General features: G+C 51.8%; 19 protein-coding genes. 5 read left to right on the top strand and 14 right to left on the bottom strand.

The window, feature by feature from the left end; translation table 11 throughout:
- Positions 1–108 precede the first annotated feature (108 nt).
- Positions 109–960 (bottom strand): GNAT family N-acetyltransferase, encoded by an 852-nt coding sequence (locus FYJ45_RS15980; protein ID WP_154465700.1) that lies wholly within the window; start codon positions 958–960, stop codon positions 109–111.
- 282 nt (positions 961–1242) lie between these two features.
- On the opposite strand from FYJ45_RS15980, the gene FYJ45_RS15975 reads away from it, so the two are divergent.
- From FYJ45_RS15975 to FYJ45_RS15965, 3 genes are all read left to right on the top strand, one after another.
- Positions 1243–3027 carry an LTA synthase family protein gene (locus FYJ45_RS15975; protein WP_025490641.1) on the top strand — a complete coding sequence of 595 codons (1785 nt, stop codon included), beginning with the start codon at positions 1243–1245 and terminating at the stop codon, positions 3025–3027.
- Between the two features lie 73 nt (positions 3028–3100).
- Positions 3101–5839, top strand: coding sequence for a YfhO family protein (locus FYJ45_RS15970; protein ID WP_154465698.1), 2739 nt, complete (start codon positions 3101–3103; stop codon positions 5837–5839).
- Between the two features lie 3 nt (positions 5840–5842).
- The gene (locus FYJ45_RS15965; RefSeq protein ID WP_035323754.1) at positions 5843–6679 is read left to right on the top strand and encodes a heparan-alpha-glucosaminide N-acetyltransferase; all 837 of its coding nucleotides are present in this window, start codon (positions 5843–5845) and stop codon (positions 6677–6679) included.
- Positions 6680–6720: 41 nt separating this feature from the next.
- Here FYJ45_RS15965 and FYJ45_RS15960 read toward each other — a convergent pair whose 3' ends face one another.
- Positions 6721–7239: a flavodoxin domain-containing protein gene (locus tag FYJ45_RS15960; RefSeq protein WP_154465696.1), complete on the bottom strand. Its 519-nt coding sequence runs from the start codon at positions 7237–7239 to the stop codon at positions 6721–6723.
- Positions 7232–7801: a TetR/AcrR family transcriptional regulator gene (locus tag FYJ45_RS15955; protein WP_154465694.1), complete on the bottom strand. Its 570-nt coding sequence runs from the start codon at positions 7799–7801 to the stop codon at positions 7232–7234. Before FYJ45_RS15955 ends, FYJ45_RS15960 begins: the two co-directional genes overlap by 8 nt.
- Before the next feature lie 531 nt (positions 7802–8332).
- Between FYJ45_RS15955 and FYJ45_RS15950 the strand changes: the two genes are divergently transcribed.
- Positions 8333–9352 carry a LacI family DNA-binding transcriptional regulator gene (locus FYJ45_RS15950; RefSeq protein ID WP_021639334.1) on the top strand — a complete coding sequence of 340 codons (1020 nt, stop codon included), beginning with the start codon at positions 8333–8335 and terminating at the stop codon, positions 9350–9352.
- Positions 9353–9414: 62 nt separating this feature from the next.
- Here FYJ45_RS15950 and FYJ45_RS15945 read toward each other — a convergent pair whose 3' ends face one another.
- From FYJ45_RS15945 to FYJ45_RS15910, 9 genes are all read right to left on the bottom strand, one after another.
- Positions 9415–10845 carry a leucyl aminopeptidase family protein gene (locus FYJ45_RS15945; RefSeq protein WP_235930833.1) on the bottom strand — a complete coding sequence of 477 codons (1431 nt, stop codon included), beginning with the start codon at positions 10843–10845 and terminating at the stop codon, positions 9415–9417.
- Positions 10814–13522: a transglutaminase domain-containing protein gene (locus FYJ45_RS15940; RefSeq protein WP_154465692.1), complete on the bottom strand. Its 2709-nt coding sequence runs from the start codon at positions 13520–13522 to the stop codon at positions 10814–10816. Before FYJ45_RS15940 ends, FYJ45_RS15945 begins: the two co-directional genes overlap by 32 nt.
- On the bottom strand, positions 13509–14699 hold the full coding sequence (locus tag FYJ45_RS15935; RefSeq protein ID WP_154465690.1) for a glycoside hydrolase family 18 protein: 1191 nt from the start codon (positions 14697–14699) through the stop codon (positions 13509–13511). Before FYJ45_RS15935 ends, FYJ45_RS15940 begins: the two co-directional genes overlap by 14 nt.
- Entirely contained in the window at positions 14696–16198 is a 1503-nt protein-coding gene (locus FYJ45_RS15930; RefSeq protein WP_235930832.1) for an alpha-L-fucosidase, read from the bottom strand. Before FYJ45_RS15930 ends, FYJ45_RS15935 begins: the two co-directional genes overlap by 4 nt.
- Complete coding sequence (locus tag FYJ45_RS15925; RefSeq protein ID WP_035323751.1) at positions 16191–17480, bottom strand: alpha-L-fucosidase; 1290 nt, start codon at positions 17478–17480, stop codon at positions 16191–16193. Before FYJ45_RS15925 ends, FYJ45_RS15930 begins: the two co-directional genes overlap by 8 nt.
- Positions 17481–17644: 164 nt before the next feature.
- Positions 17645–19273, bottom strand: a complete 1629-nt coding sequence (locus tag FYJ45_RS15920; protein WP_154465688.1) for an extracellular solute-binding protein — start codon at positions 19271–19273, stop codon at positions 17645–17647.
- Positions 19274–19365: 92 nt separating this feature from the next.
- Positions 19366–19857, bottom strand: a complete 492-nt coding sequence (locus tag FYJ45_RS31815; protein ID WP_321170245.1) for a carbohydrate ABC transporter permease — start codon at positions 19855–19857, stop codon at positions 19366–19368.
- Positions 19763–20296, bottom strand: coding sequence for an ABC transporter permease family protein (locus tag FYJ45_RS31810; protein WP_321170244.1), 534 nt, complete (start codon positions 20294–20296; stop codon positions 19763–19765). The genes FYJ45_RS31815 and FYJ45_RS31810 overlap by 95 nt, the downstream gene beginning before the upstream one ends.
- Before the next feature lie 13 nt (positions 20297–20309).
- The gene (locus tag FYJ45_RS15910; RefSeq protein ID WP_154465686.1) at positions 20310–21239 is read right to left on the bottom strand and encodes an ABC transporter permease; all 930 of its coding nucleotides are present in this window, start codon (positions 21237–21239) and stop codon (positions 20310–20312) included.
- A gap of 524 nt (positions 21240–21763) precedes the next feature.
- On the opposite strand from FYJ45_RS15910, the gene FYJ45_RS15905 reads away from it, so the two are divergent.
- Positions 21764–22789 carry a carbohydrate-binding family 9-like protein gene (locus tag FYJ45_RS15905; RefSeq protein ID WP_154465684.1) on the top strand — a complete coding sequence of 342 codons (1026 nt, stop codon included), beginning with the start codon at positions 21764–21766 and terminating at the stop codon, positions 22787–22789.
- Between the two features lie 651 nt (positions 22790–23440).
- Here the strand turns inward: FYJ45_RS15905 and FYJ45_RS15900 are convergent.
- Positions 23441–25783 (bottom strand): ABC transporter permease, encoded by a 2343-nt coding sequence (locus FYJ45_RS15900; RefSeq protein WP_195841837.1) that lies wholly within the window; start codon positions 25781–25783, stop codon positions 23441–23443.
- A complete protein-coding gene (locus FYJ45_RS15895) occupies positions 25776–26471 on the bottom strand; it encodes an ABC transporter ATP-binding protein (RefSeq protein ID WP_021639318.1) in 696 nt (231 codons plus the stop codon). Before FYJ45_RS15895 ends, FYJ45_RS15900 begins: the two co-directional genes overlap by 8 nt.
- Between the last annotated feature and the right edge of the window lie 130 nt (positions 26472–26601).

The raw sequence follows: 26601 nt of genomic DNA, 5'->3' as shown, positions 1-26601 counted from the left end.
CATCTGCCGCCGCCTTCGTTTATAACTGTCCATCACTTCAGCAGTTACTTTTATTCTACCATACTTGACCGCAACGTCACAGAAAAGATTTTCTTAATTAATTGGGCTTCATTGCCTGCGTCTGACATATACCTCGGCCCACGCCGGGAAAAAGCCGGCGTTTATGGCAACGCTCCTGGAAAGCCCGTGGGATTCCGCGGTGCCGTAGAAGGGGATTTTTCCTCTGGCAAGGATCTCCTGTTTCAGCAGGGCAACCAGACTGGAGGCCAGGCCACGGCCCGCAAATTCGGGCAGCACGTCAATTCCAATCTGCCACATCAGCGGACTGTCCTCACTGGCCCCGGCCACAGCAGCCACTTTTCCGTCAATAATTGCAGCAACAGCCAGCACATCCGGCATCAGCTCAGAACCGCAGATGGCATGGCGGAACTGCCGCCCCTCCTTCCAGTCGGGCAGCTCCCCTTCTTCCAGCCATCTGACCTCAAAATCCGGTTTTACCGCCGTTTCCTGCATTCCAGGGAGAAAATAAATATGGGTATCCGCAATCTCCCTGCGTTGGCTGCGAAGGCAGTCATCCAGCCTGCGCAGGTTTGAAAAACGGCAGAACCATTCCGGCTCCGGTCCCTGTCCCCCGTATTCACGGCAGCACCAGTCATAAATTGCCTCATCCGCCATAAGATACCCTTTCCCGCAGAACAGAATCGCCCTGAAAAACAGATCCATCCCTTCATATACCCTTGCCCTGGAATCAATTCCATAGTCAATGCCTGCCGCCGCTTTTTCCATACGCTCTCTCATAAGCCAGCCATAGGCCGTATCAGTCATAAAGGTCTGATCCGGCATTTTCGGCCTTCTTCCTATTAAATAACCGCGTTTTCCTGCTTCGCCGGACGGATCCAGCGCGCAGTCCATTTTAAACTGGGCCTCCACCCTTTTTATAATATCCTCAGCTATATGCATTTTTGTTAATCCTCCCTGTTGATTGTACTGCTGCCGCAAATGCGCTTACCTGCCCTGCGGCTGCCGGTTTTTTCATATTACAATTACGTATTTCTTCTGTCAACCGCGCTGCCCGATTCTCTCGTTCTGTATTTCGTATTTCCGTGTTCGGTATAATTATTTTTTCTTTCCAAATTATGAATTCTTCGCCGCTTCTCTTGACAGTCACCATATCGCTGACTAGAATGTAACAAGAATCATGGGGTATTCTGATCCGTATGGAAAAACAAGATGGGAGTAAAAATGAAATTTCTAAAGAAAATAAAGGAAAGCAGGCTGAACCTGATTTTGCTGCTGCTTTATCCAATCGTAACCTTTTATCTGCTGGAATGGTTTACCCATAATCCCTGGAAAACCATGAAGGCAACTCCGCAGGTGCTCAATATCGTAATGTTTGAGCTGGTTGCCCTGCTGCTTTTCGCCCTGTTCGGCCGGCTGCATGCGGCGCTGATGACGGAAACGCTTTTCTTTTTCCTGTATGGGCTGGTGAATTATTTCGTGCTGAATTTCCGTTCCGTACCGATTCAGCCCTGGGATCTGTTCTCTATCAGCACCGCCGCAAGCGTTGCGGACAACTATGAATATACGCTGGACAAACAGGCGCTTCTTGTGGTTATCGGCTTTCTGGTTCTGCTGATACTGGAATTTTTCTGCAGGTATACACTGAAAAAAGGAACCTGGAAATTCCGCATACCCACGGCTGCCGTTGTATGCGCCCTGCTGGTGGCCTTCGGCGGTATGTTCCATTCCGACGAAATCGTCCAGCAGAAGCTGCGGCTGTATGACAAGCTTTTTACCCCGACCACCATCAGCTTCAAGAACGGCACGGCGCTGGCCTTTGTCATGGAGCTGCGTTATATCTCCGTAGACAAACCGGCCGGCTACAACGCGGATGCTGCCCGGGAGGAGCTAGCCGCCTATGCACAGCCCTCGGAGGAACCGGAGAAAAAACCGAACATTATCGTCATCATGGACGAAGCCTTTTCCGATCCGGCCGTGCTTGCGGATTTTCAGACCAATGAAGATTATATGCCTTTTATGCACAGCATGATGGACGGCGCGGACAACACGGTTTCCGGATGGCTGAATGTTTCAGTCCTGGGGGGAAATACTGCAAATACCGAGTTTGAATACCTGACGGGGAATACCATGGCCTTTCTTCCCACCGGCAGCATCCCCTACCAGCAGTACATCAAGGCAGAAACGCCTTCCATGGCCTCCCACCTGGCTTCCCTTGGCTATAAAACGGTAGCCATGCACCCTTACAAGGCGACCGGCTGGGATCGGGATAAGGTTTATCCGGACCTGGGCTTTCAGGAAATGCATTTTCTGCCCGATTATAAAAATCCGCTTCTTGTGAGAGAGTATGTAAGTGATAAATCGGATTTTGAGAAAATTATTGAAACCTACGAAAAGAAAGAACCCGGAGAACCGCTGTTCGTATTCAACGTAACGATGCAGAACCATTCTTCTTATACGGAAAGCTTCGATAATTTCCAGCCGGATATTACCGTGGAGGGCGCCAATTCCACAGCCCTGAACAATTATTTATCCCTGATGAAGCTTTCGGACGAGGCGCTGCAGGAGCTGATTGCCTATTTTGAAGGGCAGGAGGAAGAAACCATTATTGTTTTCTTCGGTGATCATCAGCCTACCAACTCCGTTGTGGAGCCGGTATGGAAGCTCAATGGGAAGCGTAATGCAACGCTGACTGAGGAAGAACTGTCACGGCGTTACAAGGTTCCTTTCATCATCTGGGCCAATTATGATATTGAGGAAACCACGGGCGTGGAAACCAGCGCCAATTATCTGGGCTTTCAGACGCTTCAGGCCGCAGGCCTTCCCCTTCCTGATTATTTCAGCTATCTGGCCGCTTTTTCCGGGGAGGCGCCCGTAATCTCCGCCAACCATGTGGAGCTTAAAGACGGTACCTTTACGAATGCGGACGATCAGAAGGATTTGCTTTCCGGCTACAGAGGCTATCAGTATTACCAGATCTTTGATGCATCAAAGCGTAACGGCGGCTAATTTCCCACGCCGGAAAAACCGCACGGCCACATAAGCGTAACCCAATTACAGCTCCGGAGGTACAACGACAAAAATGAAATTCATGAATACAATGACGGCGGGCCGCGCGGCCCGCAACAACCCATCCAAAACGGCAGCCTCAGAACCTCCTTCCCCTGGCAGATGGATAAGAAGCAACTGGGCCTGCCTGCTTTCCTTTGCCATTCCTTTTCTGATCATGCTGGCGATTTTCATTATCAACGGCATTTTCCCGTTTGGCGATGAAAGCTTCATGCACTCGGACATGTACCACCAGTACGTCCCCTTTCTTTCTGAAATGCTCAGCAAAATCCGAAGCGGGGACAGCCTTTCCTATTCCTGGAATGTGGGCGTGGGCTCTAATTTTCTTGCGCTTTACGCCTATTATATGGCAAGTCCCTTCAACTGGCTTGTGGCTCTTTTCCCGGATAAATACCTGATCGAATTCATGTCCTATCTGGTCATCCTGAAAATCGGCTTCAGCGGTTTTACCTTTTCCTGGTATCTTACCCGGCATTTTAAAACCAGAAGCGCGGCCGTGGTTCCCTTTGCCGTTTTTTATGCCATGTCCGGCTATCTGGCGGCCTATAACTGGAACGTGATGTGGCTGGATTGTATTTTCCTGTTCCCCCTGATAGCCCTGGGGCTTGAAAAGCTGGTGACTGAAGGGAAATACAGGCTGTACTGCATCAGCCTTGCGCTGTGCATCCTGTCCAATTACTATATTTCCATCATGGTATGTATTTTCCTGGTGCTGTATTTCCTGGTGCTGCTTGTGTCCCACTGCAGCTCCCTTCGCCGGATGGGCGGCGCTGTACTGCGTTTTGCGCTTTTTTCCGTATTGGCGGGAGGCATGGCGGCCATACTGTTAATACCGGAATATTCAGCGCTGCATCTGACGAAATTCAGCGACTTCAACTTTCCCTCCAAGCTGACCTTCTATTTCTCCACCATCGACATGCTGGCAAGGCACTGCATGGATGTGGCAGTGGAAACGGGGCTGGATCACTGGCCGAACATTTACTGCGGCGTTGCGGTTTTCCTGCTGGTTCCGCTGTATGTTTCCAATGCCAAAATTTCCCTCCGGGAAAAGGCTGCAAGACTGGGCCTCCTGGCGTTTCTGCTGGTAAGCTTTTCCACTAATGTGTTGAATTTCATGTGGCATGGCATGAACTACCCGGATTCCCTTCCCTGCCGCCAGTCCTTTATGTATATATTCCTGCTGCTCACCCTGTGCTGCGAGGCGGTGCTGCGCATCCGGGAGTGCTCCTTCAAGTCCCTGGGCGTCAGCTGCTGCCTGTCCCTGGGCTTTGTGCTGCTGTGTGAAAAGCTGCTGAAGGACGATGAAGCATTTGCCGTGGAAACCTTCCTGCTGACTGCCGTATTTTTATGTCTGTATGGAATTTTTGCTTATTATTATAAAAAGAAGAACTTCAACCTGAAGCTGCTGGCCGTCCTCACCCTGGTTGTGGTGACCGCGGAAGCCTCCATCAATATGTATCAGACAAGCGTTTCCGTGACCAGCAGGAGCAAATATCTGGAAAACCATGACAATTACCAGCTTCTGGTGGATCGCATCAGGGAACAGGACCCGGATTTCTACCGGTTTGAAAAGTTCAGCCGGGTGACGAAAAACGACGGCACCATGATAGGCTATCCCACCGCTTCCCTGTTTTCTTCCACGGCCAACGGGCAGGTGGAGGAGTTCTACGAAAAGCTGGGGATGAGCCACAGCAAGGTATTTTACTGCTTTGACGGCGCAACGCCGTTAACCTCCTCGCTGCTCTCCGTCCGTTATATGTTCTCCAAATCCTCCAAAGAGGATCCGAACCTGTATACGCTCATTGACAGCGAAGGGGATATTTATCTGTATGAATGTAAATATACGCTTCCTCTGGGCTTTATGGTGAGTGAGCATCCGGGCTTTGATATCACCGATTCGCCGGACGCGCCTGCTGACGGAGATTCCTCCTCCGGAGCGGCCGGGACGGAGGAAGGGACAGAAAATCCGGACGCCCTGGATGAATTTCTCGGCAATGTGGAGGATACACAGACGGATGTGCTGGAAGCCGTCCTTGACAGAGAAGGCTCCAATCCGTTGGAAACACAGAACCTGATGGTACGCGCCCTCGGTCTGCAAAGCTCCCTGTTTGAAAGCGTGCCCTCCCAGGAAGAAGGAAACGGAACCATCGTCACGGCGCAGCAGAGCGGCCATTATTACGCTTATGTGGGAAATTCCAAAGTGGATACCCTGAAAATGGAATCTGAATCGCTGTCCAAGTCCTTTACCAAGCTGAAATACCATTACATCTGCGACCTGGGCTGGCATGATGAAGGGGACGTAATCTCCCTGCATTCCGAAGACAGCAGCTCCCTCAGCCTTTCTGCGTACCGGCTGGATGAAGATATCCTGGCGCAGGCCATTGATATCCTGGGCAGTGAAACCATGACAGTGGATTCCTTTGATTCCACCCATATCCGGGGACATATCCAGGTCTCCAAAGCCGGTGAACTGGTGCTGAGCGTACCTTATGAACCGGGCTGGAAGGTGCTTGTGGACGGTGAAGAGGTGCAGCCGGGACTGTTTGACGATACCTTCATCAGCCTTTCCCTGGAGGCCGGTGAGCATACGGTTGAAATGCATTATTATCCTGCGGGGCTGACGCTGGGCATCGTGATAACCCTGATCTGCCTGGCCGCTTTTGTTTTGATTCTAATCCTGGAAAAACGAATTTCCCGCGATGGATACGGAAATAGTAAGAAGCTGACAACAGCAGAAGGGAGCAATGACTGATTCATGGAAAATACCCGTCCCCGTTATTCTTTACTGGATATGACAAGAGGGATTACTCTGCTCAGCATGATTGCCTATCATGCGGCCTATGATCTGACATATCTTTACCATGTCAGAATGCCCTGGTTCCGGGACGATCCGGGCCAGATATGGCAGCAGAGCATCTGCTGGACTTTCATTTTCCTCTCCGGCATGTGCTTCTGTCTGGGACGGCGTCCGGTAAAGAGGGGACTGCTTCTGACCGGCTGCGGGATCATTATCACGCTGGCTACGGCTTTTGTGATGCCTGACGCCATTGTAATTATGGGAATCCTCAGCTTTTTCGGCCTGGCCACGCTGATTACGGCCCTGCTGAATCCGCTGCTTTCACGGATTCCGGCTTTTGCCGGGCTTCCCGTAAGCTTCCTGCTGTTTCTGCTTACAAAGGAAGCCCCCTACGGCTATCTGGGGTTTGAAAGTTTCCGCCTTCTGGAGCTTCCCCGTTTTCTATATCAGGGAAAAATCATGATGGTGCTGGGCTTCCCTTACGATGGATTTTATTCTACCGATTATTTTCCGCTGATACCTTGGATTTTCCTGTTTTTCAGCGGCTATTTTACCTGGCAGCTGATTCTGTGGGCGGCGCTTCTGCGTCAAAAGGCCGCTGAGCGGTATGCTTTTTTGCGGAACGCTTCCGCGGGCCGCGGCATTCCCGCCTCTTCTGTACGCCTGCCGCTTCTGGAGAAGCCGAAATGCCAGCCGCTGGAGTTCCTGGGAAAAAATACGCTTCCGGTTTATATGCTGCATCAGCCGGTGCTTATGGCAATATTTACGCTGATTGATCTGATTGGCGTCCTGTAGGCGGCCGGAATTTTACTTTGTCCGGAACAGGGAGGGCTGTTTCAGTTTTCCTTCAGATATTGCAGCAGCGGCTTCAGGTACTCCTTTGAAGATATATCATAGGAAGCGCTGACGGCGCGGTATGCTTCGCTGTCCTCCCCTTCTTTTTTCTTCATAAGACTGCGGAACATGGCCATCATGGCCCGGTCAACGGCTCCCATTTTTTCATAATTTAGGCCGGAAGGAAGATAAAACACTTTCAGCTTCTGCCATTCTTCCTCTGAAAAATTCTGTTTCAGCGCCTTTTCCGGCTCCGGCAAATCCGGCGGCATAGCCCCTGTGGCAAATACCGCAAGCCTTTTTCCTGACAGCTCCGTCATTTTCTTCCTGAACCATTTGATTCCATTGATGGCGCCCGCATGGACGCCGCCGCCATATACTATGGTATCATATGCCGTAAAATCCGCCGTATCTCTGCGGCTGTAGGGCAGAAGCTCACAGTTTGTCTCTTCTCTGACCCACTGAGCGTATTTTTCCGTAAAACCCGTTTTCGTGTAATAGATGATCAGAATTTTATTCATTGTTTTTTCTCCTTATTTCTGCCAGAAAGGCATCGCAGGCTGTTTCCAGCTGCGTCATAAGCTCTTCCTCCGGAATGTGGGAGCAAGAGGTCGCCAGAATTGACGCGATTCCCATTGTGTAGATTATCATATGCAGATGCAGCTGTTCCGCCTGCGCCATGGTAATCTGCAGCGTATCGGATATAAATTTTGCAACCTCGCGGCTGCTTTCTTTGGAATACAGCTCCTGCAGGGAATGGATGTCACTGCGGCGTCTGAGAAAATACAGCTGAAACAGCTGAGGCTCCTCTCTGGCAAAACGCAGCTGCGCCCGGCCCATGCTCCTGAAATAATCTTTTTTTTCAATATGAGCCGCCAGATATTCCTTCATAAATGTGCCCGTGCGTTCTGTCAGGGCCGCCTTCAGTCCTTCCATATTGGAACAATAGCTGTAAATCGGCTGTACGGAACAGCCCAGCTTATCCGCAATATTCTTAACGATTACCTTTTCCATCCCCTCCCGTCGCGCGATATCGAAAGCGGCTTCTATTACCATTTCCCGGGTGATTTTCTGTTTTGGCATTTTCCCTCCTGTACATATTCATGCAAAATAATACAAATACAATGTTTTATGCAGATATGGTTTACAATATATAACCATTTTATATAAATAGTTTATATAACTAATTTATATTCTTTGCCCGGTTCTGTCAACTGCTAATTTATTACAGTTTCTGCGGAAGTTAATGTGGGAAGCGGGAAAACGCCTTTTTTGTACCGCAACTGGGGAATATATGCGGGAAGCTACAATCACAATATTTATTCTTCTTTTCCATCTTATTCTTCCGGGAGCCTCGGACGGCGGGAAGGACGTCGCCTACGCTGATGCGTTTATCCTGCCCTTTTACCCTTCTTTTACATTTGAAAATGTCACTGCGCAATGCTATAATAAATCTCAGGACAGACACCAGAAAGCTTGCTTTTTTCTCCTTCTTTTCCCATATTTGTCCATGGCCTCTGTCTTTTTTGTCCGGTTGAACAAATGGCGCGTTTTTCCGGATCTGTTACTCTATTTTTGCGTGCTGCGCAGCGCGCGGATTGGTTATAACACAGCATGAAAAAAGCGACACTTCAGGAAATCGCCTCTTCTCTGGGCGTTTCACGTACTACAGTCTGGAAGGTATTCAGCGGCCAGGAGGGTGTATCCGGCAATCTCAGAGAAAAAATACTCGCCAAAGCCAGAGAACTCGATTATAAATTTCCGGAAGAGCTTGACCGGAACGCAGTCCCCGAAAAAAAGGACGTCAACATTGCGGTAGCGGTCTGCCGTCCGGAGACTTCCATTTTCTGGATGAACATTATCCACCAGATCGCAAAGGAATTCTCCTTTCACGATGTCAATCTGGTTTATACCTATCTTCCTTCGGTTATCGAGGAGGATTATACGCTTCCGTCCCAGCTGCTTGGAGGAAGCATACACGGTATCATTGTTATGAATGTTTACAATGAGCGGCTGATACGTCTGCTGTCCCGGGCTGATACGCCCAAGGTTTTTCTGGATACGGCCACAGCCATTGACCCATCCTCCTTAAACGGGGATCTCCTGCTGATGGAAAGCGGCGTCAGCACCGCCCGGATAACGGAGCACCTGATAAAGCAGGGCCGGAAAACCTTTGGTTTTATCGGGGACATCAACTATGCCAAATCCAACTATGAACGGTATGAAGGCTTTACCAAAACACTGGAACGTTTTGGGCTGGCTTTGTCAAAGGAATGTATGCTCACCGGATCCATCGGCGCTTTTACCTATAAAGAGGAAATTGATGCCTTCCTCGATACGCTTCCTGCAATGCCTGAGGCTTTTGTATGCGTCAGCGACTATGTGGCCTGCATCCTGATGCAGCTGCTTTTAAAACGGGGCTTCAGGATTCCTGAGGACGTGGCTGTTTCCGGTTTTGACGGGAATATGGAAAGCCCGCTGGCGGAGGAGCTGACCACGGTCCAGGTCTTCAATAAGGATATCGGCAACCGGCTTGCCTCTCAGATTCTGTACCGGATACAGCATCCGGACAGCCAGTTTGAGACCACCTATATCTCTTCCCAGGTGATTTTCCGCGCTTCCACCGGAGACTGACGGATAAGGCCTGAAAAAAGAAATACTGTCAGGCAAAGAAGCGTCGCCGCCGCACTGAATGCTCAGTGCGGCAGCGACGCTTCTTTCATCAGATAATATAAGGTTGTCACCCCGGCTCCGGTGGCTCCTTTGCTCTCATAAGCATAGGTGGGAGAACCGCACCAGGCCGTACCGGCGATGTCCAGGTGAAGCCAGGGCCTTCCTTCACAGAAGCTGCGGATAAACAGCCCTGCCGTGATGGTGCCGCAGCAGCCTCCTCCCACATTTTTCACATCCGCCACATCGCTTTTTATCATCTTCTCATGCTCCCGACCGAAGGGCAGGCGCAGGTAGCGTTCTCCCGAATGCTCCAGCGCCCGTTCAAAGAGGGCATAAAACCCATCGTCATCCGACATGGCTCCCGCTATGGTATTGCCCAGCATATTCGCCACCGCGCCTGTGAGCGTGGCAATATCCAGAACTTTTGTGATTCCTTCCCTGCGGACTGCGTAGCTCACGGCATCAGACAGCACAAGACGTCCCTCCGCGTCCGTATTGAGCACCTCTATTGTCCTGCCGCCAAAGCCTGTGATCACGTCTCCCGGAAGCAGCGCTGACTGGGATATCCTGTTTTCACTCAAAGGCAGGCAGGCCGTCACGTTCACCTTAAGCCGCTGCGCGGCTGCCGCGTGCATCGCAGCCGCCACTGCCGCCGCGCCCGCCATATCGGATTTGATGCCTCCCATGGAATCACTGCTTTTCAGACAGTAGCCGCCGGTGTCACAGGTGATTCCCTTTCCGATCAGTCCGTAGATTTCATCGCTGTCCGGGTTTCCCCGATACCGCAGAATCAGCAGGCAGGGAGGATATTCACTGCTCTGCCCCACACTGTAAAGCGCTTCCATTTTCAGCGCCCGCAGCTGGCCGTAGACCAGGGTTTCCGCCTCGATCTCCACATCCTTTTCATAAGCGGTGATAATCCTGTCAAAATCCATGGGCCGCAGGTGGTTTCCCGGCGTATTCACCATATTTCTGGCAAAGCAAATCCCCGCCAGAAGCTCCTGCGCTTCCTTCAGCCTGTCCGCATACGCTTCCCCGTTTTCCAGCTGGAAATCACAGTCCCATGCCTCCTCATTTTCCAAAGGCTGATAACGGTAGCGGTAGCAGCCAAGCCCCAGCCCCAGAACGGCCGCGGTAAATGCCTCCGGCCCGAGGAGCTGCGTAAAGCAGCTCACATCCATGGAGCAGGCCCGGATATTAAAATCCCTGCATTTTGCCGCCGTTGCCGCCAGCACCTCTTTTACCGCGGTAAGCCCCGGAGCGAAGTCCTCCTTTTTCCCGCAGCCGATGAGCAGGACGGCCTGGCCCGTAAAAGGCACAAGCATCGTTTCCAGGTACCTGCCGTGAAAAAGCTGCTCAAGACCCAGACGGTAGCTTCTGATACGGGCGTCCCCTTCCCAGACAAACTCGGCAAAACAGGCGTCATTCCGCTTTCCGGTTAATGTTATCATCATTTTCCTCTTTTCTGCCCTTTTTTCTCAAAAGCAAAATCTGTAAAATCAAATCCACACTGCCCACGTGATAGCCCGCACAGGAATAAATCCCGCGGCGGCCCTCTTCCGTGAGCACAAGCAGAGGGAGTTTCTCCGGATCAGCGCCCATCACGGCCGCAGTCTTTTCCGACGCTTCCTCTCTGTCAAAATAAATACGCACTGAAGACAGACGTGCCAGCGTCTTTTGCAGCGTGGCATTCTTTAGTTCCTCCGGCCTTCGAAGCACCGCGATTATTTCAGCGCCGCTGCCGTTCCACTGCCCCGCACAGTCATTCAGCTCATTTAACACATGCTCTGTCGGTTCCTCTCCCGCGCCCAGGAAAGCCACCAGCGCCGTCCCGCGTCCTGTGATATGGGCAAGGGACTGTCTTTCCCCTGATACATCCCAGAGAAAAAGCTCCGGCAGCTCCCTGGCCGGGTAATCGGAAAGCATGGTTTTTTCATCGTTTTCCCCGGACAAAAGCTCCACTGCCCTGCGTTCTCCCGACTTTAATCCAAATACGCTGAAAGCCGCCAGCCGATTGCCGCCCGGCAGACGCCGTGAGGTGACAAGCCGGTACACTCCGGCTTCCAGCTCCAGGGTGAGCGAATCCCCTGCAAAGCAAATCCCCTCATAACCAAGTGTGCAGAAGCCCGTCCCTTCCAGCTTCCCGATAGTCCAGTTCTGTCCATAATTCCATTTCTCCCCGCTTTGTGCTTCAGGCGCTTCAAGGGTAAGCAATGCCGGCGCCGGCAGACAGCCCGGGCTGTCTTTTCCGCGCAGTCCGGCGGGCGCCCGGAATTCTCCGTTTTCCAGATATTCCGGCTGCATGGTGCTGCGCCGGAGCCGGGCGGGGATGCCCAGGCTGCGGCAGATTGCCACAAACAGTATTTTCCGGGTCAGCAGGCTGCCCCACTTTAACTTCAGGCAGCCAATGGGCGTCCCGCAGACGGCGCTGTAATCCAGCCGGGCATCATACCGGATATTTTTCTCTATATAATCCCATGCCAGTTCCGGCCGCTGGGTAAAAGCGGACTTTTCCTCCTCCGAAAAACAGCTGCGGATGAAGCTGCGCCAGGGCGTCAGCACCTCCAGGTAAATCCTGGGGCAAAGCAGATACGGGACATAGATATCCTCCGGCAGCTCTCCCTGCGTGCAGCTGAGATGATCCTCCAGCACACCGGCATGCGCATCCTTGTAATCCTTCCGGGCCAGGCTGTGCAGCAGACGCTTTCTGTCAGGGTTTCCGTCCTTTTTCAGGAAGGCATACAGCTGCGCCGCATTTTCCCCGGCGATTTGCAGCATTTCCTTCTCTTCAGGGAATTCCCCTGCGGGCAGCTTCCCCAGGAGGGTGCGGAAACGTTCCTCCCGCAGGCGGACGGCCTCTTCCAGCCGCCGCTGCCTGCGTCCTTTCTGTTCCTCCGACTGACGGGCGCAGGAGACAGGGGCTTGCGCAGGCGCCGTCAGCAATATCTGTTCCCAGGTATTGCTTCCTCCGGCCAGCCGTCCCTTCGCGTCCTCCTCCTGAATAAAAGGATATCCGCTTTTCAGCACCAGCTCCGTCCTGATTTCCCCTGTCCCGTTTTCCTTAAGCCCGTTGTCCCGGGCTCCGGCTTCCTGCGCCGGAAATACCATTTTCTCACATACACAGCCGCCGCTCCAGGCTCTCAGCCTGACATCGCCGATTCCCATGGTGATGCCTGCCTCGCCGTTTTCATCCGTAACCAGGGCTGCCGCCGGGAAAAATTCCGCCATATTCAGTATCTCCACAGCGACCCGCGCCCCCCTCACCGGCCTTCCCGACGCGTCCTTTACCATAACTGTAAGCCGGCAGGTCTTCGCATAGGAGGCGGTTTCATTCAAATAGTACACCCCGTCTTCCCTGCCGATCCATTCCTCCTGCATGCCGCCGCAGTCATAATCGCAGAAGCATCGGCTGTGTATCAGGATCGCCCGTCCCGCCGGGCCGGAAAACCATCCCCGGTCCAACTCCTCCTCCGGCTCACAGGCTCCAAGGAAATGCCACCTGCCGTGAATATAAACCTCCACCCAGGCATGATTATCATCACAGTGCGCCCACCTGGGCGCATAGACCTGCCTGGCGGCAATTCCCACGCTGCGGCAGGCAGCCGCCGCAAAGGCGGATTCCTCACCGCACCTTCCTTTTCCGCAGCGGTACATGGTCATGGGGGAAGCGGTTCTGCCATCCGTAGACTCATAAGCTGCATGTTCCGCGCACCAGTAATTGATTTCCCTAACTGCTTCCTCCAGGGAAAGCCCGGCAATCCTGTCCTTCAGCCGCTCATAAAAAAACGGTCTGCAGTCGCTGATATCCTCGGTATTAATGCGGTAATAAAGCACGTAATGGACAAAAATATCCTCGGGCAGCCGTCTGCACCACTCCACATTGTCACGCAGCCACAGCGCATGCCGTACATAGGATAAAAATACCTCAAACCCGTATTCCCCCGCATCCCGCACCGGCATCGTTCCGTAAAGGAAACGCATCAGCACCGCTTCCTCTTGCGTACAGCAGGAAAGCCCGCTTTCGATTTCAGAAAATATGGGGGCATAGATTTCGGCCCGTTCCCGGAACTTCCGTTCCGCATAGTCCTGCAGGGCAGAGGACAGCACAGCTGCTGTTTCAGTCGCTTTCATGCGCCGCCTCCCCGCCCCGGTTTACCTCCGGTTCCTGAACTACTCCAGGGCACAGTCCCCAGCCTGGTTCCTGAGCCACTCCAGGGCATGGCCTCCTGCCCGGTTCCTGTTCCACTCCAGGGCATGGCCCCCTGCCCGGTTCCTGTTTCCCCCCAGGGCACAGCCCCCTGTCCAGTTCCCGCCGCAGGAAGCCGGTCAGCGTCCCTGTCCCGTCACAGCGGTATTCCCAGTACATGATGCCGCCCAGGCCATTTTCTTCCGCGTATCTCACCTTAAGCGCCATGGACTCCTCGTCCTCATAGCTGATAAAGGTGCTTCCGTCAAACAGATAGGGCGATGACGCTTCCTCATCCCAGTAACGGATAAATCCGTTTTTGTTGATATAATCCGCTGTCAGGCTGCCGTAATCCGGCCCGTAGCCGCCCACGGTCTCTGCCTCCTGGCCCAGTCCTGGGCCGCCTCCCTTCACGCCTTCCCATTTCCGGGAATAAAAGGGAACGCCAACCACCAGCTTTTCCGCCGGGACCCCCGCCGCCAGAAAGGCCTTGACCGCCTTGTCAACACAGGCGTCAAACAGGCTGCAGTTTCCGGGACGCAGCGCCGCATGGTGCCCGGTCACTTTCTGGAAGCCGCCCTGCAGATCATAAGTCATCAGCTGGACATAGTCCAGAAAAACAGCCGCTTCTTTCATGTTGGTCTGCCTGGTAAAATAGGAATCCCCGCCAGCCGCAGTGGTCAGCATATATCCTCCGCCGACAGCGTCCAGCCCTTCTCTCACCGCCTGCAAAAGCAGCGTAAAATTTTCCTTATCCTTCACATGGGAGCCGATTCCCGACAGGGCCATTCCCGGATACTCCCAGTCAATATCTATACCGTCCAGCCCGTATTCCGTCACCAGCGCAGCAGCGCTCGCCGCCATGCTTTCCCTGCCCTGTGCCGTCAGCGCCGCCTGGGAAAAACCATCCGCGCCCCAGCCGCCTGCGGAAAGCAGGATTTTAATACCGGGTTTTATCTTCCGGATACGCTCCAGCGCAGGCCTGCAGGCCTGCCCGTCCCAAACCATGCAAGCGTCCCGTACCTGCCCAAAGGCAATATTGATTACATCCAGGCACCGGATATCTTCCTCCGTTATGACGGAAAGATCCCTTGCGCCCACATAGCCGATTAACCTCATCATCTTCTTTCTTCTCCTGTCCGCGCGCTCCTGCGCTTTCTTTCTATCCTGTATACTCTGGCGATCGGCGCCGTATCCAAAGGCCTGCGGGGCGGTTTTACCAGAATCCCGCTTTTCTGCCGGGTAAAGGGAATGCTCTCACCGCTGTCAGGCATCGTCACCTTTACGATGCTTTCGATCACATCCTCCGTAAAAGGCAGCAGCACCACCTCCGGAACCACCGTTTTTTCATCGGGGAACAGCTCCAGCGCATAAAGAATATCCTCATCCTTTTTCCGGGTAAAGGCGATATTCCCCTTTTTATAAGGATCGCAGACACGAGTGCCGTATATGGCCTCGCCGTATACCTTCAGCCATTCGCCCATTCCCTTCAGGGATGCAACCGCACCTTTGGGGAGTCTGCCGTCCGGCTGAGGCCCCACATTAATTGCCAGATTACCGCCCTTGGCCACGATGTCAACAAGCAGGCAGATTACCTCCCGCGGCGTTTTATAGGTATCCTCATAGGCAAAGGAGAAGGAGGTCCCCAGTGTAATGCAGCTCTCCCACGGCACTCCCAGCGGTTCCTCCGGCACGCACTGCTCCGGCGTAATATAATTTTCATAAGGGCCGCCCACCGTGCGGTCCGCGCACAGCATGCCCGGCTGCCACCTTCTGATTTCCTCGATCACCTCGCCCAGACGGATATCCTGGCCTGCCTGGGGGCAGACCCACCCGGCGTCAAACCACATGATATCCAGCTTTCCATAATTTGCCGCCAGCTCCCGGATCTGGTTCTGGGTATAGGCCACAAAACGTTCCCATTCCTCCGGATGCTCCGCCGGAACATAGGAAGGTCCTCTCCACATATATTCCCCTCTGGGAAACCCCTTCGCCCAATAGCTGTCCGTATGCCAGTCCGCCTTGGAAAAATAGGCGGCAATCCCCATCCCCTTTTTCCGGAAGGCTTCGAACAGATGCCCGCAGATATCCGCATATCTGTGGGTATGGAAAGGGCAGTCCTCTCCGGTGATTTTGTAATCGGAATACTTGCTGTCCCACATGCAGAAGCCATCGTGATGCTTCGTCGTAAATACCAGATAGCGGATTCCTGCTTCGGCAGCGGTTTCCGCCCACTTTTCCGGATCGAAGCGGATGGGATTAAAGGTTTTGTTCAGCCCGAAATACTGTTCTTTAAAGCTTCTGCCGTCAGCCTCCCAGTCGATGTCGGTTCTTGACCAGCCGGCATCCGCGTCGGAAAGCGCCCAGGACTCCACCACTCCCAGCTGGGAATATGGTCCCCAGTGCATCATCAGCGCAAGCTTCTGATCCTGGAACCATTCCAGCTTCTCCAGCACCTTGGGATCCGTGGGCCGGACATAGCCCTCCGCGGCGCTGTAATTATGTACTCCCTGTACAATTTTCTCCTCCGGCGCTTCTTCATTTTCCCCTGCCGCGCTGTCAGGGATTTCCTCTGTCAATTCATCTGCTGTCTGCAATTTTTCCATCATATCCTCAGTCATTATTCGTCACCACTTCTCCATGTCCCAGATTATAAGTAATTTTTCCTTCCAGCTCCACCTTCAGCACCGTGGCAAAGGGATGGGTCTGCAAATCCTGCGCCCAAATCCACAGTGTCCCCGGGATGCCGCTCCACGGCAGTGAGCCGGTATAGGAAAAATGAAGCTCCTGGCCGCTGTGCAGCGCCGTCACTCTTTTTACAGGTGTCTTCACCCCTTTGACGCATACGCTTTCCAGCGGTTTGTCATACAGGAAAAGATAAAGGACCTGCTGATCCGCGGACAGCGTGCTGCCTCCCAGAAACTGATGGTAGCTTAAACCCTTTCCCGTAGGATACACTGCTTCCTCATGATCATGGATCCAGCTTCCCAGATCCAGCAGCACCTTTTCCTGCCGCTCATCCAGCGTGCCGTCCTCCTTTGGCCCCACATCCAAAAGAAGCCTTCCGCCCAGCGTGATACAGTCGCAGAACATACGGATAATCTGCCCGCTGGTCTTATAATCGTTATCGCTGGGCCGATAGCCCCAGGAATCATTGATGGTGGTACAGAACTCCCATTCCCCTTCCGGGCCGTAAAGGGGGATGCCCTGCTCCGGCGTCCCATAGTCGCCATAGCCCTGCATCCGGGAATTCAGCACCACATTGGGATTCAGGCTGTGAAGATATTCCCGGAACTGAGGCATTTTCCACTGTGCCGCGCTCCGTTCCCAGTCTCCATCAAACCAGAGCAAATCCACAGTTCCGTAATTTGTCATTAATTCCCTGAGCTGATTATTGTTGAATTCCAGAAACTCCTCCCACTTTCCATAGTCCTCCTCCCCGCCGGCCGGGGAACCATAAATATCCTTCAGGCAGTCCTCCCGCTTCGCCCCTTCCGGATAAATGCTGCGGTAGCGGGGATCCGACCAGTCAATCAACGAAAAATAAATCCCGGTCTTCAGCCCCGCGGCATTCATCGCCTCCACATATTCCTTTACCAGATCCCTGCCTGCCGGCGTTTTCTTCACCACGTTCAAATCACTGTATTTCGTATCAAAAAGAGCCACGCCGTCGTGATGCTTGGACGTCATGACCACATACTGCGCGCCTGCTTTTTTAAAAAGCTCCGCCCAGGCCGCCGGATCATACCGGGAGGCGGTAAAGCCCCCGCACTGCTTCATATAATTTTCATAGGAAATATTCCCATTATGAAAGGACCAGGATTCCGATACATCCCCCACCGCATAAATGCCATAGTGTATAAAAATCCCAAGCCTGGCCTTTCTGAACCATTCCTGCATCATAAAATTCCCCTCCGCTTCCAAACTCCAAAAATCCCCTGTCGCCCAATGACAAGGCGGCAGGGATTTATCTGTTCAACTATTTATAAAGCTTCTTTCCAGCTTACCGCCGTCCTGGCGGTTTTATGCCGGCATGCATATGCTGCCTGCCCGCGCAGGCACAGCTTTTATTCCACTACTTTTTCAATACCGCGGACATCCATCCAGTCTTCCAGTCCCAGCGCATACAGACCGTCAACATAGCTCTGCCACTGTGCGTCATCGTCAATATCCATTTCGCCGGAAATGAACATTGCCTGTCTTTGGTTGAAGTAATCGGTGAGCGCGCTTGCGATGTCGGAATATCTGTCGATTTTGTCAAGCGGGATCCAGAAAGAAGGAATGGTAGTCTTGGTCAGATAAGGCTCATAGGTGTCTTCCATAACCTTCTTTTCATTATAGGTGGGATGATCCTCGATGTATTTAAAGCCGGAAGGCATATATTTGGGCAGAGACTGCGGCCACAGGTTTCCCCAGCTGAATTTTTCCTGATCCTCCTCTGGAAGAGTCTTTACATCAATGGCACGGTAGCCGTCGTCTTCCTTGAATACAACGGTTCCTACAGGGCCTCTGTTACATCCGATACCGTTTTCCAGCTGGAATGCATTGTCAAACCAGCGGCAGATCACTTCGGGATGCTCAGCGTTATCGGTAATAACCGCCTGTGTCCTGTACACACTGAAGCCGTTGGTATCTCTCATCCACATGCCCCCTTTATCCGTATTCAGTACGGGGAGCACATCGAACTCACTCTTTTCTCCGCCCTCCACAACAATACCGGAGAACTCACCGCTGCCGTATGCGATGGAAACCCCGTAAAGATCACGGTTTCCTTTGCCTTCCCAGGTGGAGCTGTCCTGTGTGAAAATCTCCAGGTCGATCAATCCCTGCTCATACAGGCTGTTGAACCAGCTTAAAAATTCCCGGTAGGTGCTGCTTGCGCCTGCAAATACCACTTCCTCATCCAGGATTCCTATACCAGATTTTCCCATGGGCAGTCCGAACCAGCCGGTCATCGATTCAATATGCTTATTGTTGGGGTCTGCGGAAAACGGGATTTCATCGTTAGGATCTCCGTTCCCGTTCGCGTCCTGTTCCTTGAACGCCTTTAACACGGCTTCGAACTCTTCCGTTGTTGTGGGCATGTCCATCCCCACATTTTTCAGCCATCTGCCGTTGATATAAGGAGAATAGCCTACCTTGGTATCGTCACAGACATAGGGAATGGCATAGATATGTCCGTCCGGAGCCGTCATTTCCTCCCTTACGCCGGGCAGATCCAGGATTTCTGTAATTCTGGGGCAGTACTCGGCAAAATAATCCTCCAGAGGAATAAATACCCCCTGATTCACGCCATAGGTCAGGATCATACTGTCGCTTAATGTCCATCCGCCAACGACATCCGCGTAATCTCCCGAGTTCAAATCCAGATTCAGTCTCTCTGTAGCCGTTTCATAAGGGAAGATACGCATTTCAACATCCACGTTGGTCTGCTTCTTGAACTCATCAAGCATATAGTATTCAGGTTTTTCCTTGGAATCGTCGCAGAAAATGGAAAAGCCGTAGGTTCCCTCATCCACCAGCGGCAGCCCCACCTTATACATGACGCCGTCCACCTTGCCGCTTTCATCCACGACAGCCTCCGATACCTCCCCCGATGCATTTTCCGTTGTACTTGCAGTGCTGCTGCCGCAGCCTGCCAGGGACGTCACACACATTGCCGCCGCCAGCACTAACGCAACCGCTTTCTTTTTCATTCTTTTTCCTCCTGTTTTATATATTGGCAGCCGCCCTTTGGCTGCAGCTGCCTGTATTCATCCGGCCTTCTGCCGGTAAACACCGCAATGCGTCAGCCCTTCAGGGAACCAATCATTACTCCCTTGACAAAATACTTCTGTATAAAAGGGTATAAAAGCAGAACCGGGATACTGCTGATAATAATCAGGGAATATTTCATAACGTCAATCAGCTGCTGTTTTTCCCTGAGCGCAGCCCTGGCCGCTTCTGTCGTGGCGGTCTGCGCCAGCGCCGTTTCATTTGTAATCAGGATATTACGCAGCACCAGCTGCAGCGGATATTTTTCGGAATCAGAAATATAAACCAACGCGGAAAAATAGGAATTCCAATGCCCTACGCCGTAATAAAGAACCAAAATCGCCGTAATGGCCGCGGAAAGCGGAAGGGCAATCCTGAAGAAAAACTGTCCCTGGGTACAGCCGTCGATTTCCGCCGCCTCATACAGTTCTTCAGAAATATTGGATTTGAAAAAGGTTCTCGCCACAATCATGTTGTATACGCTCAGGCAGCCGGGCAGGACCAGCGCCCATATGGTATTGAGCATGTGCAGGTTGCGGATAACCAGGTAAGTGGGGATCAGGCCGCCGCCGAAAAACATGGTGACCATATAAAAAAAGCGTTACAATTTTCTTTCCCCCGAACCTGTCCCTTGAAAGCGCATAAGCGGTGGGCAGGGTTACCACCAGATTGATGCACACGCCGCAGACCGTGTAAATAATGGAGTTAAAAAAGCCTTTCATAACGGCGCTGTTTTTAAACACCTCCGCATAGCCGTTCAATGTGAATCCAATCGGCCTTAAGATTACCTTGCCGCCGGACACCGCGCTGGGATCGCTGATGGAAGAAATCACCACCCAGTAAAGCGGATATGCCACAATCAGCAGAATCAGAGTCAGTACAATAAAAACAACCGTATCGAAGATCACGTCTTCTTTGCAGCGTTTCATCTTCTTTTTCCTGGGAGCTATTTTAGGTTCTGTCATCTCGTTGTTCCTCCTACCAAAGGCTGTTGCCTGAAAGTTTATCCGCGGCTTTGTTAACAATCAGCAGCATTACCAGATTGACCAGTGTATTAAAAAGCCCGATTGCCGTGGAATAGGACATGTCGTTATTAATAAGGCCGACCTTGTATACATATGTGGAAATGATTTCCGATACGTTCAGATTCAGGTCGTTCTGCAGCAGATACGCCTTCTCGAAACCTATGGAAAGGATACTGCCGCAGTTCATAATCAGCAGGACCGTTGCCGTAGGCATAATGGAGGGCAGGTCAATATGCCTGATAAGCTGCAGCTTTGTGGCGCCGTCACATTTGGCCGCCTCATGCAGCTCAGGGCTGATTCCGGAAAGAGCCGCAAAATAAATGACCGAACTCCAGCCCATTCCCTGCCAGATACCAGTCCATACGTAAATGTGTCTCCAATATTCTTTTTTCGCCATAAAGTTGACAGGATCTCCCCCGAAAAACTGTATAATATTATTGATAACACCAACCGAAGGGGATAAAAACAGGATAATCATACCGCACATGACCACCGTGGAAATAAAGTTCGGTGCATAGGTAACCGTCTGAATCAGCTTCCTGTATTTTTTGTGCCGGAATGAATTCAGCAGCAACGCCAGGATAATGGGGATCGGAAAGGACACGATCAGGCCGTACAGGCTCAGAACAAGCGTATTCTTAATTGTTGATGAAAAATAGGGGGATTCAAAAAACCTTTTGAAATAATACAGTCCCACCCACGGGCTTCCCCAAATCCCCGCTTTCGCATTGTACCTGCGGAACGCCAGCTGTACGCCGTACATCGGAATATAGCTGAAAATGAAAGTCAGCACGACGCCCGGTATGCAGAAAAGCCAGAGCGATATATCACGCCGCAATGCCCTCATTGTTGTTCCTTTCTTTCTCTTTTTTTTCGTTTTCATGCACTTCTCCCTTCTTGAGCTGTTATTTTAGATGTCTCTGCGGTACGTTTTTCTCCGTCGCGCTTAACATTTTTAACATATGTTCATTATGTTTACAGAAAACTGCAGGCACGCTTTTTATCGTAATTTGCCATTAAATTCTTTTCGTTTATATGTCGTTTTTGTTAGGTAAATAATAACTTTGCACATGCACTTTGTCAATCTGTTTCATACATATTTGTTCATTTTTTACCATTTTTACAAAACATATAAAATTATTAGTGTTAAATTTTATTCATTATGTATCTTTTGCATTTTTCTAAAATAACCTTTTTATGAGTGCTGGTTTTGGTCATATTTTCGCTTATTTCGTATATTATTCTTTTCCTTTCAGTGACAATCGATTGTATTTTTTGTTCTTTCTTTACTATAGTGTTCACTTTTGTTGAATATTTATGAACATAGTGATACAATATCAAAAAAAGCGGGAGAAAGGATGTCCGGATAAACCGGTATCCGTTTCTTCCCGCGGAAAAGAGGTTTTTATGGACAATATCCGCATTCCTGTCCCGGCCGTTGATTTTCACCCGCCTGTGTATTACTGCCGCAGGGCAGGGACGGCTCTGCAGCCGGACGGAAATCTGGACAAGGATTTCTGGGCTGACGCTCCTTTTACGGATGAATTCATCGATATCCAGGGAGCGCATATGCCCGCCCCGCGTTTCGGGACACGGGTTAAGATGCTCTGGGATGATGAAAACCTATATATCGGGGCGCAGCTTTACGGAGATGAGATCTGGGGAAATGTAACAGGACGTGATGAGGTCATTTTCCAGGATAACGATTTTGAAATCTTCATTGACCCTGACTCCGACACCCAGCAGTATTATGAATTTGAAATGAATGTGTTGAATACGGTATGGGATTTGTTCCTTCCGGCCGCCTACCGTGACGGGGGAAATGCGGTTAACGGCTATGACATCCACGGCCTGCGCACCGCTGTTGCAGTTAAAGGGAGCATCAACCGGCCGGATGGGGAAAATACAGGCTGGTCCGCGGAGGTGGTGATTCCCTTTCGGGCGATCACCGAATGCCTGCCGGGGAAAAGGGCGCCGAAGGCCGGGGAGTATTACCGCATGAATTTTTCCAGGGTGCAGTGGACTGTAGACAAGGAAGACGGATGTTACAGAAAACGCACCGACCCTGTAACCGGCAATCCCCTGCCCGAGGATAACTGGGTATGGGCGCCAACCGGCGTCATCAATATTCATTATCCTGAGCTGTGGGGATTTGTCTTTTTCACGGACGGGCAGGAAGAAGGGGGCCGCGCAGGCTCCATTCCGGAGGATGAACGGCGCAAATGGGAGCTGAGAAAGCTTTATTATGCCCAGCAGATTTACCGGGATGAGAATGGTCATTATACGGACGATTTTACGGCGCTGACGGAGATTCTGCACAGACATACGGCTCTTCCGGAAAATGGAAGGGTTCTGCCGCTTGCCTACAAAATCTCCGTGACGCCGCATACGTTTGAGCTTTCCTGTCCTTCCGCCGATGGAAAACATTGTTGAGAAAGCCGCGGATTTTGCTCCGGCTCCAGCCCTCTACCGGAATTCCCAGCAGGCAGCAAGATGCCCTGCCTATCCAGGCGCCCTTCAGGCGATTCTCCAGTTCCTCTTCCGGCACCGGACGACACAGGCTGCTACCCTGCGCGGCCTTTCGGATATCCTCACAGGCCTCAGGTTCTTCATATGGAAACATGGCTTTAACAGGACAATTCTCCATTTCCAAAAGAAGCTCCCTGGCCTGTTTTTCCTTTTCCTCCCCGTCTTCCATGGCGGCAATTTTCTCCGCCCGGGGAAGAAGCGCCTCAATCTGCCGGCCTTCGTCCCTGCACTGTCTGATTTCATCCCCTATGTTGCCGCTGTCCTTCATCCACAGCATTTTTTTCTTAACATGGCGTCCCCTCCTGAATGTGTTTCTGTCCAAATTTTTCTGCTACTATTCTTTCACTATAGTTGAACTCAGGAAAGGACGCAATATAAAATACATGCTTTCCATATAAAATATTCTACCCCAGATAACAATCCTGATAACTGATCTGTTACCCTGTTTTCACATAAAGGAGCGGATAAATACTTTTGCCTGAGACAGAGCAAAATACGGCCCTTTATATACAGGAGCAAACATTTCAAGAAATCCCGGCCTGATCGATTGCATCTCTACAGCGCATGGATAGTTTCCACGATATCCATGTCCCTGATTTTCCTGGCAGGCCCTCTTACCGCCAACAGGGTGACGGCGACGGTCACTCCCACTACAACTGCCAATTGCAGGAATGGCATCTGCCAGGCCGTTCCCCAACGGCTGGTGACCATCATTTTAAATACGAAATGGTGTGCCGGAATACCCATGGCAATCCCCAGTATGGAACCTAACGCCGCGTATACAACAGCCTCCGCCCTTACCATGCGAAGCAGCTGGCCGCCCTCCATGCCGATGGCCCTCATCACGCCGCACTGATTCATACGGCTTGTAACACTCATGTTAATGCTGTTAATAATATGCAGTACGGCTATCATCAGAATAACCGCCAGGAAACCGTAAACAAACACCGAAAAGGAAATCATAACAGCCTGGCTTTCCGCCTTGCTCTGCCTGGCATCGGAAAAGGTAAGCCCAAGCCCGGCGGCCTGTTCCCTCAGCTGCGTTACCATTTCCTCTGATGCCCCCCTTTTCAGCTGTATATCCAGTATGGTAAAGGCATTTTCCCCGGTAAGCTGACGGAAGCTGTCTTCAGAACAGATGAAAATGCTCTCGCCGTTTTCACTGTCAAAAGGACTGCTGCCAAGCACTCCGGCAATCTGCACCTGCCTGAGTTCCCCGTTCAGCTCCAGTTCCAGTCTCTCCCCCGTATGCCAGTCCCTGCCTTCTCCCGCGACTGCAAGCACCTTTCCAGGTGTTCCCTGCACTTCCTCAATGCTGCCCTCCTGCAGGAAGTCCTCCGCCCAGCCGAACTGGTGCTCCTCATAGGAGACCAAATAGGACATTTCCTGAGTCTCCGACTGCTCCCCGGAGAAAGGGACATCAAATGCAAACATTCTGCCGTATACCTTATTTATCTCCGGATTCTTTTCCAGTTCCTCGTATATTTTATTTTCAATGGAGCAGGTATTGTCGGCGCTCACCAGGGAAAGATCAGGACTCCAGGGACGCAGCGGCCGCACCGCATGATGCATGAAATCAACGATTCCTGAGAAGCTCATAAACATCAGGATGCTCAGGGCAAAGGACACGGTCATAAGCAGCAGGTTCTTCCGGTTTTCCAGGGCATGATAGATTCCCAGATTCCTATCCACCTTACCGGTCCTGAAAAAACGCATATTTTTCATCTGTCCGGGCAGCCGGGCATTGCCGCTCACCGCTGTAAGCGGGGATACGGAGGATGCCTTTTTTGCCGGGGAAAGGGAGGCGAGCAGACAGGCGGCCAGGCCAACCGCAGCCCCCGCCGCCAAGGCCGGGATGCTGATGCCAAACAGCGGGATATCTGAAAAATATTCCGGATTCATCACCCGCAGGAAACCGCACAGCATCCAGATCACCAGCACGCCCACGGCAAGCCCCGCCGGAATTGCCTTCCGGCAGTAGCGCATTCCTTCCTTTATGACAAAACGCTTCACCTGTTTTCTGGTTGCCCCCAGACAACGGAGCATGCCGAAAAAACGGATCCGATCCGTAACACTGGTCTGAAAGCTGCTGGTTATCATCAGCACTGCAGCAGTGAGGACAAAAAGGAAAAGAACCGCGGCCGTTCCGTAAATTCCTACGAAAAAGGGATCATCGCTCTGCCCCATCGCCGCCAGAAGATAGGCGTTTTCCCCTATTGAGTCAGGAGAAATGCCAAGGCTCTCCGCGATTTTCATTTTTTCAGCCTGTATGTTGGTAAAGGGCCGGAATTTGATAAAATAGGCGCTGCTGTAATCCTCCGGGGAAAACAGCCTGCGCAGCGTTTCCACCGGCATCAGGATTCCTGCCTGATCTGCCTTGAGTACAAACGCCGTATCCCCGGCGACAGCCGTAATAAGAAGCTGCATTTCATCGCCGTCCGGCCGTTTCAGGGTTATGCTGTCCCCAGGTTCTATTCCAAAGGTCCGGGCCATTGTCCCGGTAATCAGGGCTTCGTTTCCCTTCTCCGGCCAGTTCCCCGCCTCCAGATTGATTCCCAGTTCCTTAGCCAGCGCCTCGTCAGCGCCGCAAATATTGACGTCCTTGCCAAAAAGCGTGTAACCGGAACGACCGCCGACGCTTTCCAGATAACCTGAGACGGCAATCTGCGGGCGCAGGGCCACTATCTGCTCCTGTTCCCTTGCCATATCCTTTATCCCAATATGCCAGCTGCCATACTGTTTTTTCATGCTGATCTGCTGTGTCTGCAGCTCCATATCCGCCATGCCGAAAATCGTGGCAACCAGCGCCACCGCCAGAAGGATAACAAAAAGGCTCATACGGTTTTTCCGTTTGTGCTTTTCGGCATACTCTTTTACCAGCTCGAGATAACTATTCATATATAGCCTCCCTTCCGGCATTCACTTCCTTCAGGCAGCCGTCCGTCACCTGAAATACCCGGTCCGCATCCGCCGCAATATTCATGTTATGTGTGATCATAAGCACTGTCTGACGGTATTTGCGGGACAGGCTGTGCAGCAGGGAAATGACCTCGCGGCTCGTCCTGGAATCCAGGTTGCCTGTAGGTTCATCCGCCAGAATCAGCGCCGGATGATTCATCAACGCCCTGCCGATCGCCACTCTCTGCTGCTGTCCCCCGGAAAGCTGGCTGGGCAGGTGCTTCCTTCTTTCCTTCAGCCCCAAATTTCCCATCAGCTCCTCCACGTATGCCATGTCCGGCTTCTGGTAATCCAGAAGCACCGGGAACACCAGGTTCTGTTCCACGGTAAGCTCCGGTATCAGATGGAAGCCCTGGAAAATAAACCCGATGTTCCGCCTCCGGAATACGGTCCTTTCTTTTTCCTTCATGGAAAAAAGATCCCTGCCCTCCACCAGTATTTTGCCTGCGCCCGGTGTATCCAGTCCGCCCACCAGATTTAACAGCGTGCTTTTCCCGGAACCGGATTCTCCCACCACTGCCGCAAATTCTCCTTTTTGCAGCGTGAAGGATACGTTTTTCAGCGCTTCCACCTTCGCATCTCCTGTGCCGTAGGTTTTTCCAAGATTTTCTACTTTTAAGATTTCCATCCTGAACTTCCTTTCTTAATGTTTATAGAATTGATGCTTTCCCGGCTGAGTATTCCGCGAAAGCTTTATTTATTTGTTGAAAGTAAGTATAATGGATGCGCCTTACGCCAAGGTGTATGGCAGCTTGCAA

This window comes from Eisenbergiella porci (assembly GCF_009696275.1).
Taxonomy (GTDB): Bacteria; Bacillota; Clostridia; order Lachnospirales; family Lachnospiraceae; genus Eisenbergiella; species Eisenbergiella porci.
Note: the sequence above shows the minus strand (reverse complement) of the source record. Positions and strands in the feature narration are given on the sequence as shown.